This window comes from Rhizobacter fulvus (genome assembly GCF_964020785.1).
Genome location: NZ_OZ224516.1, coordinates 786,403 through 802,598, shown reverse-complemented (window position 1 = coordinate 802,598; position 16,196 = coordinate 786,403). Strand labels below are relative to the sequence as shown.

The following is a 16,196-nucleotide window of genomic DNA, read 5'->3' as shown; positions in this document are numbered from 1 at the left end:
CGGTACGGTGTGAGGGATCGCAACTCACGTGGAGATCCCCATGGCCACCAGCAGCATCCTCGGCGGCGACGCGGCCGCCCGCCAGGCCGACGGCAAGGACGTCGACCGGCTCGGCCCGAGCGACTCGTCCGACAGCGGCAGCGACGTGCAGGGCGCGAGCCCGATGCCCACCGCCCCCGACAACACGGGCGAGTGGGGCGCCGTCGTCTCCGACCCCGACAGCGACTCCGATGCCGGCGGCACCGGCGAGCGCGCGTCGGCCGACGGCACGGACGCCGTCGACGGTGCCGACATCCTCCCCGATCGCATCGTCGACGACCCCGGCCTCGCCGGCGATCCGGCCGACCGGCGCCACTCGGTCGAGGCCGGCGAGCTGGCCGACGAGGAAGGCACCGAGGACGATCCCGACGATGGCAGCACGAGCGGCGACCGCGACAGCGGCGGCGTGGAACGCGACGCGCCCGCGAGCCGGCGTTGACGGACCGCGCCCGGCGCGCCCATCCGCCCGCGCAGATCCGGCGCACGCTGAAGCGCGTGTTCGGGCTGCGCGAACTGCGCGAGGGCCAGGAGGCGGTGATCGCGCGCGTTCTGGCCGGCTTGCCGACGCTGGCCTTGATGCCCACCGGCGCCGGCAAGTCGCTCTGCTACCAGTTGCCCGCGGTGCTGATCGACGGACGCACGCTGGTCATCTCGCCGCTGATCGCGTTGATGAAGGACCAGTGCGACGCCCTGACCGACTACGGCATCGACGCCGTCGCGTTGCACAGCGGCCTGTCAACGAGCGAGGCGGCACAGGCGCGGCAGCAGATCGAGGACGGCCGTGCGCGCATCGTCTTCACGACGCCCGAACAACTGGCCAACCCCGAGCTCGTCGATGCGCTGCACTCGCGGCCGGTCGAACTGCTGGTCGTCGACGAGGCGCACTGCCTGTCGCAATGGGGCTTCGACTTCCGGCCGGCGTTCCTGGAGATCGGCGCCGCGATCGAGTCGCTCGGCCGGCCGACGGTGCTTGCATTGACCGCTACGGCGACGCCGCCGGTGGTCGACGACATTGCCGAGATCCTGGCCATTCCGCGCGACGGCATCGTCGGCACCGGCTCGTACCGGCCTAACCTGCACTACCGCGCCGAGCATTTCTCGCGCGCCGAGGACAAGCAGGCGCGGGTGGTCGAACGTGTCGCCGCCACGGCCGGCGCGGGGCTGGTCTACGTCGCCACCGTGAAGGCGGCCGAGGAACTGCACGCGGCGCTGGTGTCGACCGGCGAAGCGGCCGGCCTGTACCACGGCCGGCTGAGTGCGGCAAAGCGACATGCGGCGCAGGACGCGTTCATGGACGGCAGCGTGCGCGTGATGGTCGCGACCAACGCCTTCGGTCTGGGCATCGACAAGCCCGACATCCGCTTCGTGATCCACTTCCAGTTGCCGTCCGGGCTCGATGCCTACTGCCAGGAATCGGGCCGTGCCGGACGCGACGGCGCATCCGCCGACTGCACGCTGCTCTACGTCGAGCGTGATCGGGGCGTGCAGCAATTCTTTCTGGCCGGTCGGTACCCGCAGCTGAACGAATTCCAGGCGGTGGTCCATGCGCTCGGCGAGTCGCCGCCACACGAGGCCGGCTGGTCGGTCGAGCAGCTCGCCGAGCGCCTCGGCCACCGGCGCAAGGTCGCAGTCGTCGTCAACCTCTTGCGCGGCGAGGGGCTTGTCGACTGCGATCGCGACGGTGTGCTGCAACTGCACCGCGACCGTGCGCCGGACAGCGCGAAGCTCGAGTCGCTCGCGCAAGCCTGCGCGGCGCGCACCTCGCGCGACCGCGACATGCTGGAGCGCATGGTCGCCTACGCGCAAAGCGGCCAGTGCCGCTGGAAGCTGCTGCTCGAGTACCTGGAAGGCGCGGCGCCGGTGGACCCCTGCGGCACCTGCGACAACTGCCTTCGGCTGGCCGCGCACCTGGCGCAGCAGCCGTCAACGCCCCAACGACAGGCGCCTGCAGCGGCTGTGCGCGCCGGGTTCGACGTCGGCGAGCCGGTGCGTACCCGGCGCCACGGGCTCGCCCGCGTCGTGGCCGTCGAAGCGCAGGGCGTGACCGTGGCGTTCACCAACGGCCAGCAGCGGACGTTCCTGCCGGAGTTCCTCGCTCGCGCGTCATGAGTCCGCGTCCGACTCGCCGGCCAGTTCGCCCTTGCGGCTCTGCAGTTCGGCGCCCAGCTGCGCCAGATCGAGCTTGGCCTTGCGGGCCTTCGGGAAGATCTCGTTCTCCTCTTCCTTCACGTGGTGCGTCACGTACTCGCCGAGCACGGTGACCTTCGCGTCGTAGAGTTCGTCGTCCGCGTCCATCGACTCGATCTGGCTGACCAGGTCCTTGACCGTCGCGTGTTCGACCTCGGCCTCGTCGAGCAGGTCGTCGGCGTCCAGCGCGCCCCGCAGCGCCGGATAAAGATCTCTTCCTCGATCTCCGCGTGGGCGCTGAGCATTTCGCAGATCTGCTGTGCGATCTCCTGCCGCTCTTCGCCCTCCGCGTCGTCCTTGACGAGCTTCTCATAGGCCTTGAACAGCTTGGCAACTTCCTGATGGTCGCCTGCCAGCAGGGCCAGCGCGTCGGGCTGTGCGGATTTGGCGGCTGCGGTCTTCTTCGCTGCGCTGGCGGTCGAGCGGCTGGTGGATGTGCTGGTGCTGGGCATGTCGATTCCTCGGTTGGGTTGGGGGAGCGGCGCGGCACGTGCCGCTTCGACGGTCAGGGCAATGCCTGTACCCGGGCCGGCTCGGCCAGCAGGTCGTGCACGACCGTGGTCCAGTCGGTGCAGCGCAGATCCGCGTTGCGCGCCGACACGGGCGCCATCGGTGGCGCGGCCCGCGGAGCGCTGCACGTGCGGGCCCGCAGCAGCACCGAGCGGCACCCCGCGCGCCATCCAGCCTCGACCTCGTCGCGGGCGCTGCCGACGATCCACGAGCTCGCCATGTCCAGCCCGCGCGAACGGGCGGCGCGCACCAGCAGGCCCGGCGCGGGCAGGCGGCACAGGCAGGCCGGACGCCCGTCGGGCCCCGGGGCATGCGGGCAGATCACGAGCGGTCCGAGTTCGACCCCGGCTTGCTGCATCTCCTGCTGCAGCTTCGCTTCGCGGCGGGAGAACTCCCAGCGGCTGAACCGGCCCAGCGCCAGGCCGCTCTGGTTGGCGACGACGACGATGTGGAAGCCGGCGCGCGCCAACGTCGAAAGCGCCTCGCGTGCACCGCGCATATAGGGGATCGGACCGATCGCGGAGCCGAACCGGGGCTCGTCCACCAACGAGCCTTCCAGGCCGACGAACAAGGCCGACTTCATCGCAGCGCGCTGCGGTGCAGGCCCGCTCGCCACGATCCTAGGCTCGGGAACGTTCACGGCATCCCTCCATCGATCGATGGCTGACATTGCTGCGTCATGCGGCGATGTCGAGCGGCCCGGCGGTGCGCAGTGTCGCGCGCCGCGCGCGTTGGTCGGCGGGCAGGTTCAGCCGCAGGCTGCGTGCGGACGGCGGCAGGATCGGCCGCCCGACCTGCACGACCCGCAGCCCCGCCTCGGTCCAGCGGGCCGCGTCCAGCGCGTTGCGTCCGTCGTAGACCGTGCGCAGCCGCAGCGCCGCCGCGACCGCGTCGGGATCGAATGCGACGAACTCGTCCCATTCCGTCGCGAGCACCAGTGCGTCGGCGCCGGTCAGGGCGTCGCCGGCGGACTCGGCCCATCGGGTGTGGCGATCATGCGCCAGCGCGGCGCGCGCGTTCGCCATCGCCACCGGGTCGTAGAGCGCCAGCCGGACGCCGGCGCGAACCAGCCGGTCCGCCAGCGCCAGGCTCGGCGCACAGTGCACGTCGTCGGTCCCGGGCTTGAACGCCAGCCCCCAGATCGCGACGCGCAGGCCGCGCAGCCGCCCGCGCGAGCCCATGTCGCGCTGCAGTTCGTTGAAGGCCCAGCAGCGCTGTCGGTCGTTGATGCGCTCGGTGGCCTGCAGCATGTCGGAGCGCACGTTGTGGCGACGGGCGGTCTCGCGCAGCGCCGCCACGTCCTTGGGGAAGCACGAGCCGCCGTAGCCCAGGCCCGCGCGCAGGAACGAGCGGCCAATGCGCCGGTCGCTGCCGATGCCGTCGCAGACCTTCTCGATGTCCGCGCCGGTGGCGCCCGCGATCGTCGCGATCTCGTTCACGAAGCTGATCCGCATCGCCAGCGCCGCATTCGCCGCGTGCTTCGTCAGCTCGGCGCTGCGCGTGTCCATCGCCAGCACCGGGACGCCGGCGTCGACCAGCGGCGCATAGGCTGCGAGCAACAGGCGCCGCGCGGCGTCGTCGCTGCCGTCGTCGCCAATCAGGATGCGTTCGGGTTGCAGGAAGTCCGCCACGGCCGTTCCTTCCCGCAGGAATTCCGGGTTGGCGAGAAGGCGCGGCGCGTCGCCGTCGCCGGTGCCTGTATCGTCGAGCTGCCGCTGGAGGGCCTGCGCGGTGCCGATCGGTACTGTCGACTTGATCACCACCACCGAGGGGGCGCGCACGACCGCGGCGATGTCGCGCATCACCGCGTCGATCGCGCCCAGGTCGGTCGAGCCGTCGCCGTGCGCTGGCGTGTCGACGGCGACGAACACCAGGTCGACGCCCCGCAACGCGGCCCGAATCCCGGTCGTGAAGCACAGCCGCCGCGCCCCCAGTTGCGCGCGCATCAGTTCCGCGAGGCCGGCCTCGTACACCTCGACGTGCCCGTCGGCCAGGCGTGCGATCTTGCCCTCGTCCGAATCGATCGCGACGACCGAGTGGCCGCAGCGGGCGAGGCATGCGGCCGTGACGAGGCCGACGCAGCCGCTGCCGATCACCGCGATCCGCAGCGCGCGGCGCGGCTGCGGACCGGGGTCGGGCTGCGGCGGGCGGGATTCGTTGGCGATCAGTTTCATGGGCTTCGCTTCGGCTGGGGCGGACCGGACGGGCGAGCCCCATGCCCACCCATCATTGCCGCAGTAATTACCGGTGCCAGGACGCACGCGCCCTGCAGGGGCGCCGCGTCGCGGGGTGAAGGGGGCACATGGCGTTCCCGACCCGGCACCCGCCCGGGATCGCGATCGTGCGTCGGCTCTGGCGCCGGTAGGCCACGCACATTGCCTCGGCTCAGCTTGCCGTCGGGCGCGGCAACGACGTTCTGGGCTCAGGGGTCGAGCGCCGGCATTCGCCACTCGAACACGGTGCGGCCGGGCGAGCTGGCGACCGTGATCGAACCGTCCTGCAGTTCGACCAGGCGCCGCGCCAGCGCCAGCCCGACGCCGAGGCCGCCACCCGTCCGGTCGACCACGCGCCGGCTCGGCGCGAACGGATCGAACACGTGCGGCAGCACGGCCGCGTCGATGCCGGGGCCGGTGTCGCGCACGCTGATCACCGCGTCGCCGTCATCGCGCCGCAGGCTCACGACGACGGCGGTGCCGGCCGGCGTGTGACGCAGCGCGTTCCCCAGCAACTGCGACATCACCTGGACGACGCGCACGGGATCGGCGTTCACGCGGATCGGGGCGGGTGCGTCCAGCGCCAGCGCATGGCCGCTCGCGTCGGCCTGCGGCGTCGCGGCCGACATGGCGGCCTGAAGCGCGGCCCGCAACTCGGTGGGCTCGATCGACAGCGCGACGTCGTCCGTCATCACGTGGCCGATTTCCAGCACGCGGTCCACCATGTCCGACAGCTTGCGCGTCTGGCGTGCGATGACCGCTCGCGCGCTCTCGGCGACAGCGCTGCCCGGCGGCGCACTGCGCAGCACCTCGGCCGACGTGACCAGCGCGTTCAGTGGATTGCGCAATTCGTGGCCCAGCATCGACAACAGTTGGACGCCGGCGCGGCGGGCAGTCTCGAGTTCACGAGGCGCGATTCGTCCGCATGTCGCCGGCGGCTCCGCTTCGTCCGGCGCAGGGTTTGGTGTCATCACGATAGCCTAGCGAAGAAGCAGGGTCGTGCGTCGGTCGGGGTGAATGACCGGAACGCCGCCGCTGTAAAGTCGGGTCGGCACTGTCGTCGGCGCAACGCCGGGGCGGGTCGGCGGGAACGCGGAGTGCCCGTGCTTCCACGACCAGAAATTACCTCCGATGAATCCCTCGACGACGACGCACGACGACGCGCCCGCCCCGGTGCCGGTCGACTTCCCGGTCGTCGGCATCGGCGCCTCCGCCGGCGCGTTGGGCGCGCTGACGCGCCTGTTCGACGGAGTGCCGGCCGAGTCCGGCATGGCGTTCGTCGTCGTGGTCCACCTGTCGAGGGACCACGAGAGCCACCTCGCGTCGATCCTCGCGCGCAATGCCCGTGTGCCGGTGCTGCAGGTGACCGAGTCGGTGCCGCTCGAGGCGGACCGCGTCTACGTCATTTCGCCGCGCCTGGAATTCCAGCTGGCCGACGGCACGCTGGCGGTCGCACCGGTGGCGGCGGGCCGTCCGGTCAACACCGCGATCGACAAGTTCCTGCGTGCGCTCGGCGACGTGCACCGCGAACGCGCCATCGGCATCGTGATGAGCGGCATGGGCAGCGACGGCGCGATGGGCCTGCGACGGATCAAGGAGCGTGGCGGCGTCACGCTGGCGCAGACGCCGGCCGAAGCGGAATTCGACTCGATGCCGCTGAGCGCGATCGCCGAGGGCGCGGTCGACATCGTCATCTCGGCGTCGGAGATGGGCGAGAGGCTGGTGAAGCTGTGGTCGAACGCGCGCCACATCCAGCTGCCCGCCGTCGACGACCTGCCGGTCGAGCCGGCCGAGAGCCCGGCCGCGGTCGCCGCCGCAGCGCAGGCGCTGCGCGAGATCTTGGGCCTGCTGCGCGACCGCACCGGCCACGACTTCAAGCACTACAAGCCCGCCACCGTGCTGCGCCGCATCGAGCGGCGGCTGCAGGTCACGCAAATCCCGACGCTGCCGGAATACAGCCGATACCTTCAGCGTCATGTCGACGAGACCGCGGCGCTGCTGAAGGACCTGCTGATCGGTGTCACCAACTTCTTCCGCGACCCGGCGGCGTTCGAAGCCCTGGCAGGTGTGCTGGCGCCGCGGCTCGAGAAGGCCGCCGCGGAAGGGCGTCGCGTGCGGGCCTGGGTCGCCGGCTGCGCGACCGGCGAGGAGGCGTATTCGGTCGCGATCGTGTTGTCCGAACTGGCCGCAAGGCAAAGCCGGCCGGTCGGGGTCCACGTCTTCGCGTCCGACATCGACGAGCACGCGATCGCGCTGGCGCGAACCGGCGTGTACCCGGGCGCGATCGCCACCGATGTGCCGCTGGCCCGTCTGCGCGATTTCTTCCAGCGCGATCAATCGCATTACCGCGTGCGCAAGGACCTGCGCGAGAAGATCCTGTTCGCGACCCACAACCTGCTGAGCGATCCGCCGTTTTCCAACCTCGACCTGGTGTGCTGCCGCAACCTGCTGATCTACCTCGATCGCGAGGTCCAGCAGCAGGTGATGCAGGTGCTGCACTTTTCCTTGCGGCCGGGCGGGCTGCTGTTCCTTGGCAGCGCGGAGTCGGCCGACGCGGCCCAGGGCCTGTTCACGCTCGTCGACAAGCGGCACCGCATCTACAGCGCAGACGACGTTCCGCGCATGCGCCGCAGCGCGATGCCGGTGCTGCCGTTGAACATGCGGCCCAAGCTGGCGACGCCGCGGCTCGCGCATGCGCAAGGTCGCTTCGGGGTGCCGGCCGAGGTGCACGATCAGATCCGCCTGGCCTATGCGCCGGCCAGCGTCCTCACCGACGCGTCGTACAACCTGATGCACTCCACGCTGCAAAGCGAGGCCTACCTGCACTTCGCGACGGGCACACCGTCCCCAGGCCTGCTGGAGCTGGTGCGCCCTGAACTGGCCAGTGAGCTGCGCACCGCGCTGTTCACGGCCGCCAAGGAGGGCAAGAGCGTGGAGGCGCGGCCCGTGCAACTGCAACTCGCCGACGAACCGGTCTGGGTCACGATGGTGGTGCGGCCGGTCGAGCAGGACGGCACGCGTTACATGCTGGTGGCGTTCGACGCGGTGCAGCACGTGCTTGCCAGGACGAACGGCCGCCGCCGCCACGACCCGACCGTCGTGATGCTCGAGGAGGAGCTCAAGCGCACCCGCGAGGAGTTGCACGGCAGCCTCGGCGAATCGGCCACCTCCCACGAGGAACTGCACGCCTCGAATGAAGAGCTGCAGTCGATGAACGAGGAGCTGCGCTCGATCACCGAGGAGCTGGAGACGAGCAAGGAGGAACTGCAGTCGCTGAACGAGGAGCTGATCACCGTCAACCACGAGCTCGAGGCCAAGGTCGACGAGGCCACGCAGGTCAACGACGACCTGCTCAACCTGGTCAGCTCGACCGACATCGCGACGATCTTCGTCGACCGCGCGATGCGCATCAAGCGCTACACGCCGCGGGCCGCGCAGCTCTTCAACCTGCTGAACGGCGACCTCGGGCGCTCGCTGCTGTGCATCACGCACACCCTCCACTACCCGGATCTCGAGAAGGACGCGATCGACGCGTTCGAATCCCTGCGCGTCACCGAGCGCGAGGTGCGGGGCGCCGACGGTGCCACCTTCCTTGCGCGGGTGCTCCCGTACCGCACGCGCCAGGACATGATCGGCGGCGCCGTGCTGACATTCATCGACATCAGCGCCACGCGGCGCGCGGAGGCGAAAGTTCGGGCTGGCGAGGCGAACTTGCGGTTGCTCGTCGAAAGCACCAAGGATTTCGCGATCATCACGCTCGACCCGCAGGGCACGGTGACTTCGTGGAACGGCGGGGCGCGCCGCATGTTCGGCTTCACCGAGGCCGACATCGTCGGCCAGCCGATCGACCTGATCTTCACGCCACACGACCGGTCCGATGGCGCGCCGAAACGCGAACGCGACATTGCCCGCGAGGAAGGGCGCGCGAGCGACGAGCGCTGGCACATGCGCCGGGACGGCAGTTCGTTCTTCTGCAGCGGCATCATGACGCCGATGTTCGAGGACGGGCAGCTCGTCGGCTACGCGAAGATCGCGCGCGACCTGACCGACAGCAAGCGGGCCGAGATCCAGCTCGGTGCCCTGCTCGAAAAGGAGACCGAAGTGCGCGCCGAACTGCAGCGCGCGATCGCGATGAAGGACGAGTTCCTCGCGGTGATGTCCCACGAGCTGAAGCACCCGCTGAACCTGATCCACGTCAACGCCGAGCTGCTCGCGCGGCTGCCCGAGGCGCGCGGCCTGCCGGCCGTGACCCACGCGGCCGACGTGATCCGTCGCGCCGTGCTGAGCCAGGCCAAGATCACCGACGACCTGCTCGACCTGTCGCGCCTGCGCACCGGCAAGCTCACGATCAACGCGGCGCCCTTGTTCTGGCCGGCGGTGGTGCACCGCGTGGCCGACGCGGTGTCCGAGGACGCGGCGGCCAAGGGGCTGACGATCACGGTCGAGGCGGGCGAGCCGAATATGATCGTCTACGCCGACGCGGTGCGGGTCGAGCAGATCGTCTGGAACCTGGTCAGCAACGCGCTCAAGTTCACGCCGACCGGCGGGCGGATCGAACTGCACCTGCAGCCCGACGGCGACGAGTGCCGGCTCGACGTGATCGACACCGGCCAGGGCATTCCGCCCGATTTCGTCGACGCGGTGTTCGAGATGTTCCGCCAGGCCGACCGCAGCACGACGCGCCAGCACGGCGGCATGGGCATCGGACTGGCGCTGGTCAAGCACCTGGCCGAGGAGCAGGGCGGGCGCGTCGCCGCGGCGTCCGCCGGCCCGGGGCAGGGCGCGACGTTCAGTGTGTGGTTGCCGATGGCGGGTGCGGGCAGCGGCGACCTGATCGCTGGCGCGCCGAATGCGCCTCTGGCGGGACTGCGCCTGCTGATCGTCGACGATGCCGACGACGCGCTCGAATCCTTCGCCGCGTTGCTTCGCCTCGAGGGCGCGGAAGTCAATGCGGTCAACAACGCGCGGGCGGCGCTGGCCGCGCTGGCGGCCGGTTCGTTCGACCTGTTGATTTCGGATGTCGCCATGCCCGGCATGGACGGCTACGAGCTGGTGACCGAGGTGCGCCGCGATCCGCGCACCCGGGCGCTCCCGGCGATCGCGCTGACGGGCTTCGGCCGGCCTCAGGAGATCCAGCGCGCGATGGAAGCCGGGTTCACCGCCCACCTGACCAAGCCGGTCGTGATCACCCAGTTGCACGACACGCTGCGACGCCTGTCGGTTGCGATGCCGCGGGAAATTCCCGGCGGCGTGTAGGCGTTGTCCGGCGTTTCGACGGGGTGCGGGCACATCGGCAGGCCCCCCTTTTCAAGCCAAAATCGCCGTGGAGCAACGCACTGTTTGAGACATTGACGTCGTCATTCCACCTCAATATGTGTCAGATTTCTCGGGTTCGGGTGCCCGATGCTCGAACGGAGGACGAACAGGTGCCGCATGCACTGGTAGTTGATGATGACGATGATTCTGCCGAGATGATGGCTGCACTCATTGCGGCGGAGGGGTTCACGGTGGCGACGGCCAGTTCGCTGCAGGAGGCGCGCAGGAGAATGTCCCTGCAGCCGCCCGACGTGGTGCTGCTCGACCTGATGCTGCCCGATGGCAACGGCCTGGGACTGGTCGACCAGGTGAAGGCGCACGGTCGGTCGGAGGTGGTGCTGATCACCGGCCACGCCAGCGTCGAGACCTCGGTACAGGCGCTGCGCCTGGGCGCGGCGGACTACCTGACCAAACCGCTCAACATCAAGCAGCTGCGTGGCGTGCTGTCGCGGCTGCGGCGCCCGTCGACGCTGCACACCGATGCCGCCGGGATGCTGGAGACGCTCGAGAAGGCGGGCCATTTCGGCCTGTTGTGGGGACGCTCCGCGCCGATGCGCAAGGTCCACGAGCAGATCCTGCGCGTGTCGGGCACCGCGATCACGGTGTTCGTGACCGGCGAGAGCGGCACCGGCAAGGAACTGGTCGCGCGCACCGTGCACGACCTGAGCCGGCGGCGCGCCAAGCCCTTCCTCGCGGTCAACTGCGGCGCGATCTCGCCGCACCTGATCGAGAGCGAGATCTTCGGCCACGAGAAGGGCAGCTTCACCGGCGCCGAGCGCCAGCACCACGGCTTCTTCGAGCGCGCCAACGGTGGCACGCTGTTCCTCGACGAGATCACCGAGATGCCGCTGGACCTGCAGGTCAAGCTGCTGCGCGTGCTGGAGACCGGCACGTTCATGCGCGTCGGCTCGATGCAGTCGCAGGAGGCCGACGTTCGGATCGTCGCCGCGTCGAACCGCGACCCGAACCAGGCTGTCGCGAACGGCCGACTGCGGGAAGACTTGCTGTATCGATTGAACGTATTTCCGATCCACGTGCCGCCGCTGCGCGACCGCGGCGAGGACATCGGTCTGATCGCCGATCACTTCCTGGACGAGATCGGCCGCCGCGAGGGCCAGGCCAAGCGCTTTGCGCCGGACGCGCTGGCGCGGCTGCGGTCCTACCGCTGGCCGGGCAACGTGCGCGAGCTGCGCAACATCGTCCAGCGCGCCTACGTGATGGCGCCCGAGACCACGATCCACGACGAATGCCTGCCGAGCCGGGAGACGCCGTCGGCGCCGGTCGTCGGCACCTCGTTGCTGCAGATCGAGATCGGCACGTCGCTTGCCGAAATCGAGCGGGTGGTGATGATGGCCACGCTCGAGCACTACGGTCGCCACAAGGAACGCACGGCCGCGGCGCTCGGCGTCAGCCTGAAGACGCTCTACAACCGGCTCAAGGAGTACTCGACCGTGCCGGTGCAGGGCGAGCGCGACAACGGCGGCGCCATCCACTCCGGCTTCGGCGAACTGGGATAGCAGCCCAGCCATCCGGAACGGTCAGGGACGGCAACGATGAATTCGGAGAACGGCAGGTCGGTTTCGGAGATGCGTATCCTGGTCGCTGACGACAGCCCGTTCGCGGCCGACACGCTGGCGGAATTGCTGCGCCTCGAATTCGGTTGCCGCGTCGTCGTCGCCTACGAGGGCGAGCAGGCTTTGCACATGGCGCTGGCCGAGCGGCCCCACGTCTCGATCCTCGACATCCGCATGCCCCGACTCAACGGCATCCAGGTGGCGCGCCAGGTGCGCGCCGCGAGCGCCGAGGAAGGCGCGGGCGTCTCGCCGCGCCTGATCGCGGTGACCGGCGACCTGGGCGTCAACGACAGGTGGACCGAGATCGACGGCACCTTCGATGCGGCGTACGCCAAGCCGATCGACATCGAGCGGTTGATGGCCGATCTGACGCGGCACTGGCACGGCCAGTCGGCCCGCCCGACGCGGGTCCGCTTCGACCTGCAGGAATGCTTCACGCGCGCCGTGCGCGACGTGCTGCCGCTGATGGCCCGCAAGCACCAGACGGTCTCCTTCGATTGCACGGACGAACCGGTGCTCGTCGAATCCGACGAGGTGGCCTTGCGCTCGGGCCTGTACAGCCTGCTGGCCGGTCTGTCCGACGTGATCGGGCCCGGCTTCGTGGTGCTGAACGCCGCCGTGAGCCTCGCCGCAGATGGCGACGCCGTGCTGGAGATGACGGCTGGCGGCACCGGCGAACTGGCGCCGGCGGCGCGCATCGAGCATGTGCTGAAGCGCTTGTCGCTGACGCAGGAACTGCGCCCGCGACCCGGCGCGGCAGGCTTGTTGACGACGGCCAGCGGCACGTGCCCGAGTTCCACCGGCACCGTGCAGTTCTCGGCCGAACCGGGCGAGGGCGCGTTGTTCCGGCTCGACTGGACCTGCCGCGGCGGCGAGCAGCCGGTCGAGGCGGCGGCCTGCGCCTCCGGGGCACGCGCCTGGCTGATCGATACCGACGGACCGGCGGCCGAGATGCTCGAGCGCCGGCTGCAGCGCAGCGGCTGGCGCGTGCGACGCTTCGATCAGGTGCCGGCGGCCGAAGCCGTGCTCGATGGCCCGCAACAGGGCACGCCGCCAGCGCTGCTGGTCGTCCACGAGGCAAGCGCGACGCGCGCGCAGGTCACCGCGCTGGCGCGGCGTCTGCCGGCCGAGGCGATCGCGCTGTACCTGGTGAACGCCGGCTCGCCGACACTCACCGGCCCCGATCCCGCGCCCCTCAGCGTGCGTGTGCAACCGCTGTCGCCCGGCGACATCGGCCGCCTGACCGAGCATGCGCTGCGTGTCGACGGCGGCCAGCGCGCCGGGCCGACATCCGCCTGGTCGACGCTCGTGCAGCCGCGCAGCCGCGTGCTGGTGGTCGACGACAACGACGTGAACCGCATGGTCGCCAGCGGGCTGGTCAAGGCGCTGGGCTATGACGTGGTCTGCGCCTCGGACGGGCTCGACGCGATCGAGCAGTGCAAGGCCTCGCCGCCCGACGTGGTGCTGATGGACGTCAACATGCCCGTGCTCGGCGGCATCGACGCGACGCGCCGGCTGCGCGAACTTCAGCGCGCCGGCCGGGTGGCGCCGTTCGCGATCGTCGCGGCCACGGCCGCGGTCGACGAGGAGACCGAACGGCGCTGCCGCGAGGCGGGCATGGACGGCTTCCTGAGCAAGCCGCTGCGCCTGCCGGTGATGCGCAGCGAGCTGCGCCGCGTCACCCACCGCGACATCTAGGCGGGCCGCTTCTCGCCCAAATGCGTCTGCAGGCATTGCATCCGCCGCGACGCGGTGTCGAGCTTGAAGTAGTTGCGCCCAGTCGGCCCGGGGTCAGCGGCGCGTGGCGCGGCGCTGGCTGAACCAGCGCCACGCCGTCGCGAGCGCGAGCGGCGCGGCGGCGGCGGTTTTCGGCGCCGCCGGTGCGAGGCCCGAGCGCAGCGCGGAGCCCATCAGCGCGCCGCCCAGTTCCATGGCGCGGCGCCAGCCACGCGCCGGAGGCGGACTCGCGGGCGGTGGGGGCGGCGAACCCGCCGCCTTCCGTGCGGACCACCAGCGGGGCGGCGGCGCAGGGCGCGACAGCGCACGCACGACCAGCCAGGTCGATGCGATCACCGCGAGGCTGCCGCCACCGATCCAGGCCGCGCGCTGCGCGGCGCCGCGGGACGCGGGCGCCAGTTGCCGCGCAGTCCGCAGCAGGCGCCGATCGCTCTCGACGACGGCCATCTCGGCGCGGCGGATCTGCGTGTCCAGGTCGTCGCTCATCGTGTGGCTCCTGCCGGCGTGACGGACGGTGCGGCTTCCTTCGGCAAGGCCGCCTCCGGTGGCGGCGGCAACGTGAGGCGGCGAACCGTGGCCGGCAGCGTGAGCAGCGCGGCAAGTCGGCTCGCGCGCAGCAGCGCGAAGGCGGCGGCAACGCCATTCAACGCGACGATCAGCAGCGCCACCCATCCGATGCCCCAGCCCGCGTCGATCAGCGCGGCGGCGAGCGCGGCCCACAGCGCGACCCAGGTGGTCAGCAGCAGCACCACCGCGCACAGCATCAGCGCGACGATGCCCACCAGCGCCTGCATCGCGCGCCGCAGTTCCAGGGTGAGCAGGTGGACCCGGTCGCTGACGATCGCGGGGATCAGATGGATGAGAGACCGCAACAGGGCGATCAACGACGGGCTGTTGGACGCAGGAGGCATCCAAGCGTCCGGCAACCGGCATGCCCGGAGGCCGTTACGCGACGTTGCTGCAACTTTTTCGCGAGTCGGCATTCGACCGTCGTCGATCCGCAGGAACGCCGGCTGCCCCGACGCCCGGATGACCCCGAACGAACCAGGAGCGCCCATGGCGAACGACCCGACCTCGACCGACCCGGCCACCGCGCAGACGGCGCAGACGCAGCGCGCGATCCAGCGCGAGCAGGACCAGCGCGATGCCCGGTCGTCGTCGGGGGATGAGGAGATGAAGCAGCCGGTGCAGGCCGGCGCGCGCGACCAGCCGACCGATTTGCCCGCGCAGCATCTGGGCAAGCCCGGGCATGAAGCCGACCTCGAGCTCGCGCCGCGCTTCATGGCGCCCGACTATGTCGGCAGTGGCAAGCTGAAGGGCAAGGTCGCGCTGATCACCGGTGGCGACTCCGGCATCGGCCGCGCGGTCGCGGTGCTGTTCGCGCGCGAAGGGGCGGACGTGGCGATCGGCTACCTGAACGAGCAGGTCGACGCCGAGGAGACGAAACGCTGTGTCGAGGCCGAGGGCACGCGCTGCCTGCTGCTGCCCGGCGACGTGAAGGACCCGGCGTACTGCACCCGCGCGGTCGACCGCACGGTCGAGGCCTTCGGCCAGCTCGACGTGCTGGTCAACAACGCCGCGTTCCAGGAGCACGCCGAATCGCTGGACGACCTCACCGAGGAGCGCTTCGACCAGACCTTGCGCACCAACGTCTACGGCTACTTCCACATGGCCAAGGCGGCGCTGCGCCACCTGAAGCGCGGTGGCAGCATCATCAACACCGGATCGGTCACCGGTCTCGAAGGCAGCTCGCACCTGCTGGACTACTCGACCACCAAGGGCGCGATCCACGCCTTCACGAAGGCGCTCGCGCAGAACGTGCTGCCGCGCGGAATCCGCGTCAACGCGGTGGCGCCGGGGCCGGTGTGGACGCCGCTGAACCCGGCCGATGCCCCGGCCGAGAAGGTCGCCGAATTCGGCAGCCAGACGGACATGAAGCGACCTGCGCAACCCGAGGAACTGTCGCCCGCCTATGTGTTCCTCGCGGCGCCGGTGTGCTCCGGCTACATCACCGGCATTGTGCTGCCGGTGACGGGCTCGATCGGCGCCTCCTGAAGGACATCAGCGTGGGCGGTCCGGCTGCACGCCGGACCAGCGGTCGCGCAAGTGGCGGATCTGGTCGTGCCGCCGGCGTGCGCCATCGAGCTGGCGATCGACGATCGTCCGCACCGTCTCCGGCAGGCTCGGGTCGTTGAGCGCCTTGCGGTAATCGGCCGCCGTGCCGTTCAGCACCTGCTCGCATTCGTCGAGCAGGGCCTTGTCGCCACCGCCGCCCAGCGTGCTCGTCACGGCCTGCCAGCCGCGCTGCAGCGTGCCGCCGACCGAGCCGCCGGATTCGGGCTCGCCGCCACGCTGCCGCACCAGCGACGCGAGTTCCGCCGCGGCTTGCGCGCAGCCGGCCGCGGCGTCGCCGAGCGCGCGTTTGAGTTCGGCCGATTCGGCATGCGCGGCCGCGCCTCGGCAGCAGGACTCGGCGTCGCTGCAGGTCTCGAGCAGGTCGTTGAGCAGATCGACCGTGGTGTCGTCGTTCATGGTGGTTCGGCACGCGCCGCGTTGGTTTCTTGAGGACCGGGCAACGCGCATGCCGCGCCGCCGCGGCACACCGCTTGCCATCCGGGTG

Annotated in this window: 13 protein-coding genes; 6 read left to right on the top strand and 7 right to left on the bottom strand. The window is 70.7% G+C overall.

Going from position 1 to position 16,196, the window contains the following annotated elements; translation table 11 throughout:
• Nucleotides 1-40 precede the first annotated feature (40 nt).
• Nucleotides 41-478: a hypothetical protein gene (locus ACWH49_RS03935; RefSeq protein ID WP_448170272.1), complete on the top strand. Its 438-nt coding sequence runs from the start codon at nucleotides 41-43 to the stop codon at nucleotides 476-478.
• Nucleotides 475-2,148: a RecQ family ATP-dependent DNA helicase gene (locus ACWH49_RS03930; protein ID WP_448170271.1), complete on the top strand. Its 1,674-nt coding sequence runs from the start codon at nucleotides 475-477 to the stop codon at nucleotides 2,146-2,148. The genes ACWH49_RS03935 and ACWH49_RS03930 overlap by 4 nt, the downstream gene beginning before the upstream one ends.
• Here the strand turns inward: ACWH49_RS03930 and ACWH49_RS03925 are convergent.
• The 4 genes from ACWH49_RS03925 to ACWH49_RS03910 all read right to left on the bottom strand — a co-directional run bounded on the left by ACWH49_RS03925 (nucleotide 2,143) and on the right by ACWH49_RS03910 (nucleotide 5,920).
• Nucleotides 2,143-2,397: a hypothetical protein gene (locus ACWH49_RS03925; protein ID WP_448174298.1), complete on the bottom strand. Its 255-nt coding sequence runs from the start codon at nucleotides 2,395-2,397 to the stop codon at nucleotides 2,143-2,145. The genes ACWH49_RS03930 and ACWH49_RS03925 overlap by 6 nt on opposite strands.
• 334 nt (nucleotides 2,398-2,731) lie before the next feature.
• The gene (locus ACWH49_RS03920) at nucleotides 2,732-3,319 is read right to left on the bottom strand and encodes an HAD-IIIA family hydrolase (protein ID WP_448170270.1); all 588 of its coding nucleotides are present in this window, start codon (nucleotides 3,317-3,319) and stop codon (nucleotides 2,732-2,734) included.
• 94 nt (nucleotides 3,320-3,413) lie between these two features.
• Nucleotides 3,414-4,910 (bottom strand): UDP-glucose dehydrogenase family protein, encoded by a 1,497-nt coding sequence (locus ACWH49_RS03915; RefSeq protein WP_448170269.1) that lies wholly within the window; start codon nucleotides 4,908-4,910, stop codon nucleotides 3,414-3,416.
• Nucleotides 4,911-5,158: 248 nt separating this feature from the next.
• Entirely contained in the window at nucleotides 5,159-5,920 is a 762-nt protein-coding gene (locus tag ACWH49_RS03910) for a sensor histidine kinase (RefSeq protein WP_448170268.1), read from the bottom strand.
• A 160-nt stretch (nucleotides 5,921-6,080) separates the two neighbouring features.
• Here ACWH49_RS03910 and ACWH49_RS03905 point away from each other — a divergent pair, with 160 nt between their 5' ends.
• The 3 genes from ACWH49_RS03905 (at nucleotide 6,081) to ACWH49_RS03895 (ending at nucleotide 13,537) form a co-directional block, all read left to right on the top strand.
• Nucleotides 6,081-10,205 (top strand): CheR family methyltransferase, encoded by a 4,125-nt coding sequence (locus ACWH49_RS03905; protein WP_448170267.1) that lies wholly within the window; start codon nucleotides 6,081-6,083, stop codon nucleotides 10,203-10,205.
• A 170-nt stretch (nucleotides 10,206-10,375) separates the two neighbouring features.
• A complete protein-coding gene (locus ACWH49_RS03900; protein ID WP_448170266.1) occupies nucleotides 10,376-11,782 on the top strand; it encodes a sigma-54-dependent transcriptional regulator in 1,407 nt (468 codons plus the stop codon).
• Between the two features lie 69 nt (nucleotides 11,783-11,851).
• The gene (locus ACWH49_RS03895; RefSeq protein WP_448170265.1) at nucleotides 11,852-13,537 is read left to right on the top strand and encodes a response regulator; all 1,686 of its coding nucleotides are present in this window, start codon (nucleotides 11,852-11,854) and stop codon (nucleotides 13,535-13,537) included.
• A 93-nt stretch (nucleotides 13,538-13,630) separates the two neighbouring features.
• Here the strand turns inward: ACWH49_RS03895 and ACWH49_RS03890 are convergent, their stop codons facing one another.
• Both ACWH49_RS03890 and ACWH49_RS03885 read right to left on the bottom strand, forming a co-directional pair.
• Nucleotides 13,631-14,062, bottom strand: coding sequence for a hypothetical protein (locus ACWH49_RS03890; protein ID WP_448170264.1), 432 nt, complete (start codon nucleotides 14,060-14,062; stop codon nucleotides 13,631-13,633).
• Nucleotides 14,059-14,487 carry a phage holin family protein gene (locus ACWH49_RS03885; RefSeq protein WP_448170263.1) on the bottom strand — a complete coding sequence of 143 codons (429 nt, stop codon included), beginning with the start codon at nucleotides 14,485-14,487 and terminating at the stop codon, nucleotides 14,059-14,061. The genes ACWH49_RS03890 and ACWH49_RS03885 overlap by 4 nt, the downstream gene beginning before the upstream one ends.
• A gap of 145 nt (nucleotides 14,488-14,632) precedes the next feature.
• Between ACWH49_RS03885 and ACWH49_RS03880 the strand changes: the two genes are divergently transcribed.
• Nucleotides 14,633-15,631 carry an SDR family oxidoreductase gene (locus ACWH49_RS03880; RefSeq protein ID WP_448170262.1) on the top strand — a complete coding sequence of 333 codons (999 nt, stop codon included), beginning with the start codon at nucleotides 14,633-14,635 and terminating at the stop codon, nucleotides 15,629-15,631.
• 6 nt (nucleotides 15,632-15,637) lie between these two features.
• Here the strand turns inward: ACWH49_RS03880 and ACWH49_RS03875 are convergent, their stop codons facing one another.
• Nucleotides 15,638-16,108, bottom strand: a complete 471-nt coding sequence (locus ACWH49_RS03875; protein ID WP_448170261.1) for a PA2169 family four-helix-bundle protein — start codon at nucleotides 16,106-16,108, stop codon at nucleotides 15,638-15,640.
• Nucleotides 16,109-16,196 lie beyond the last annotated feature (88 nt).

Excerpts from the sequence above, each read along its gene's own strand:
- ACWH49_RS03920 (WP_448170270.1), bottom strand. The coding sequence starts at position 3,319 with ATGAAGTCGGCCTTGTTCGTCGGCCTGGAAGGCTCGTTGGTGGACGAG.
- ACWH49_RS03895 (WP_448170265.1), top strand. The coding sequence starts at position 11,852 with ATGCGTATCCTGGTCGCTGACGACAGCCCGTTCGCGGCCGACACGCTG.
- ACWH49_RS03880 (WP_448170262.1), top strand. The coding sequence starts at position 14,633 with ATGGCGAACGACCCGACCTCGACCGACCCGGCCACCGCGCAGACGGCG.
- ACWH49_RS03885 (WP_448170263.1), bottom strand. The coding sequence starts at position 14,487 with ATGCCTCCTGCGTCCAACAGCCCGTCGTTGATCGCCCTGTTGCGGTCT.
- ACWH49_RS03910 (WP_448170268.1), bottom strand. The coding sequence starts at position 5,920 with ATGACACCAAACCCTGCGCCGGACGAAGCGGAGCCGCCGGCGACATGC.
- ACWH49_RS03935 (WP_448170272.1), top strand. The coding sequence starts at position 41 with ATGGCCACCAGCAGCATCCTCGGCGGCGACGCGGCCGCCCGCCAGGCC.
- ACWH49_RS03915 (WP_448170269.1), bottom strand. The coding sequence starts at position 4,910 with ATGAAACTGATCGCCAACGAATCCCGCCCGCCGCAGCCCGACCCCGGT.
- ACWH49_RS03905 (WP_448170267.1), top strand. The coding sequence starts at position 6,081 with ATGAATCCCTCGACGACGACGCACGACGACGCGCCCGCCCCGGTGCCG.
- ACWH49_RS03875 (WP_448170261.1), bottom strand. The coding sequence starts at position 16,108 with ATGAACGACGACACCACGGTCGATCTGCTCAACGACCTGCTCGAGACC.
- ACWH49_RS03890 (WP_448170264.1), bottom strand. The coding sequence starts at position 14,062 with ATGAGCGACGACCTGGACACGCAGATCCGCCGCGCCGAGATGGCCGTC.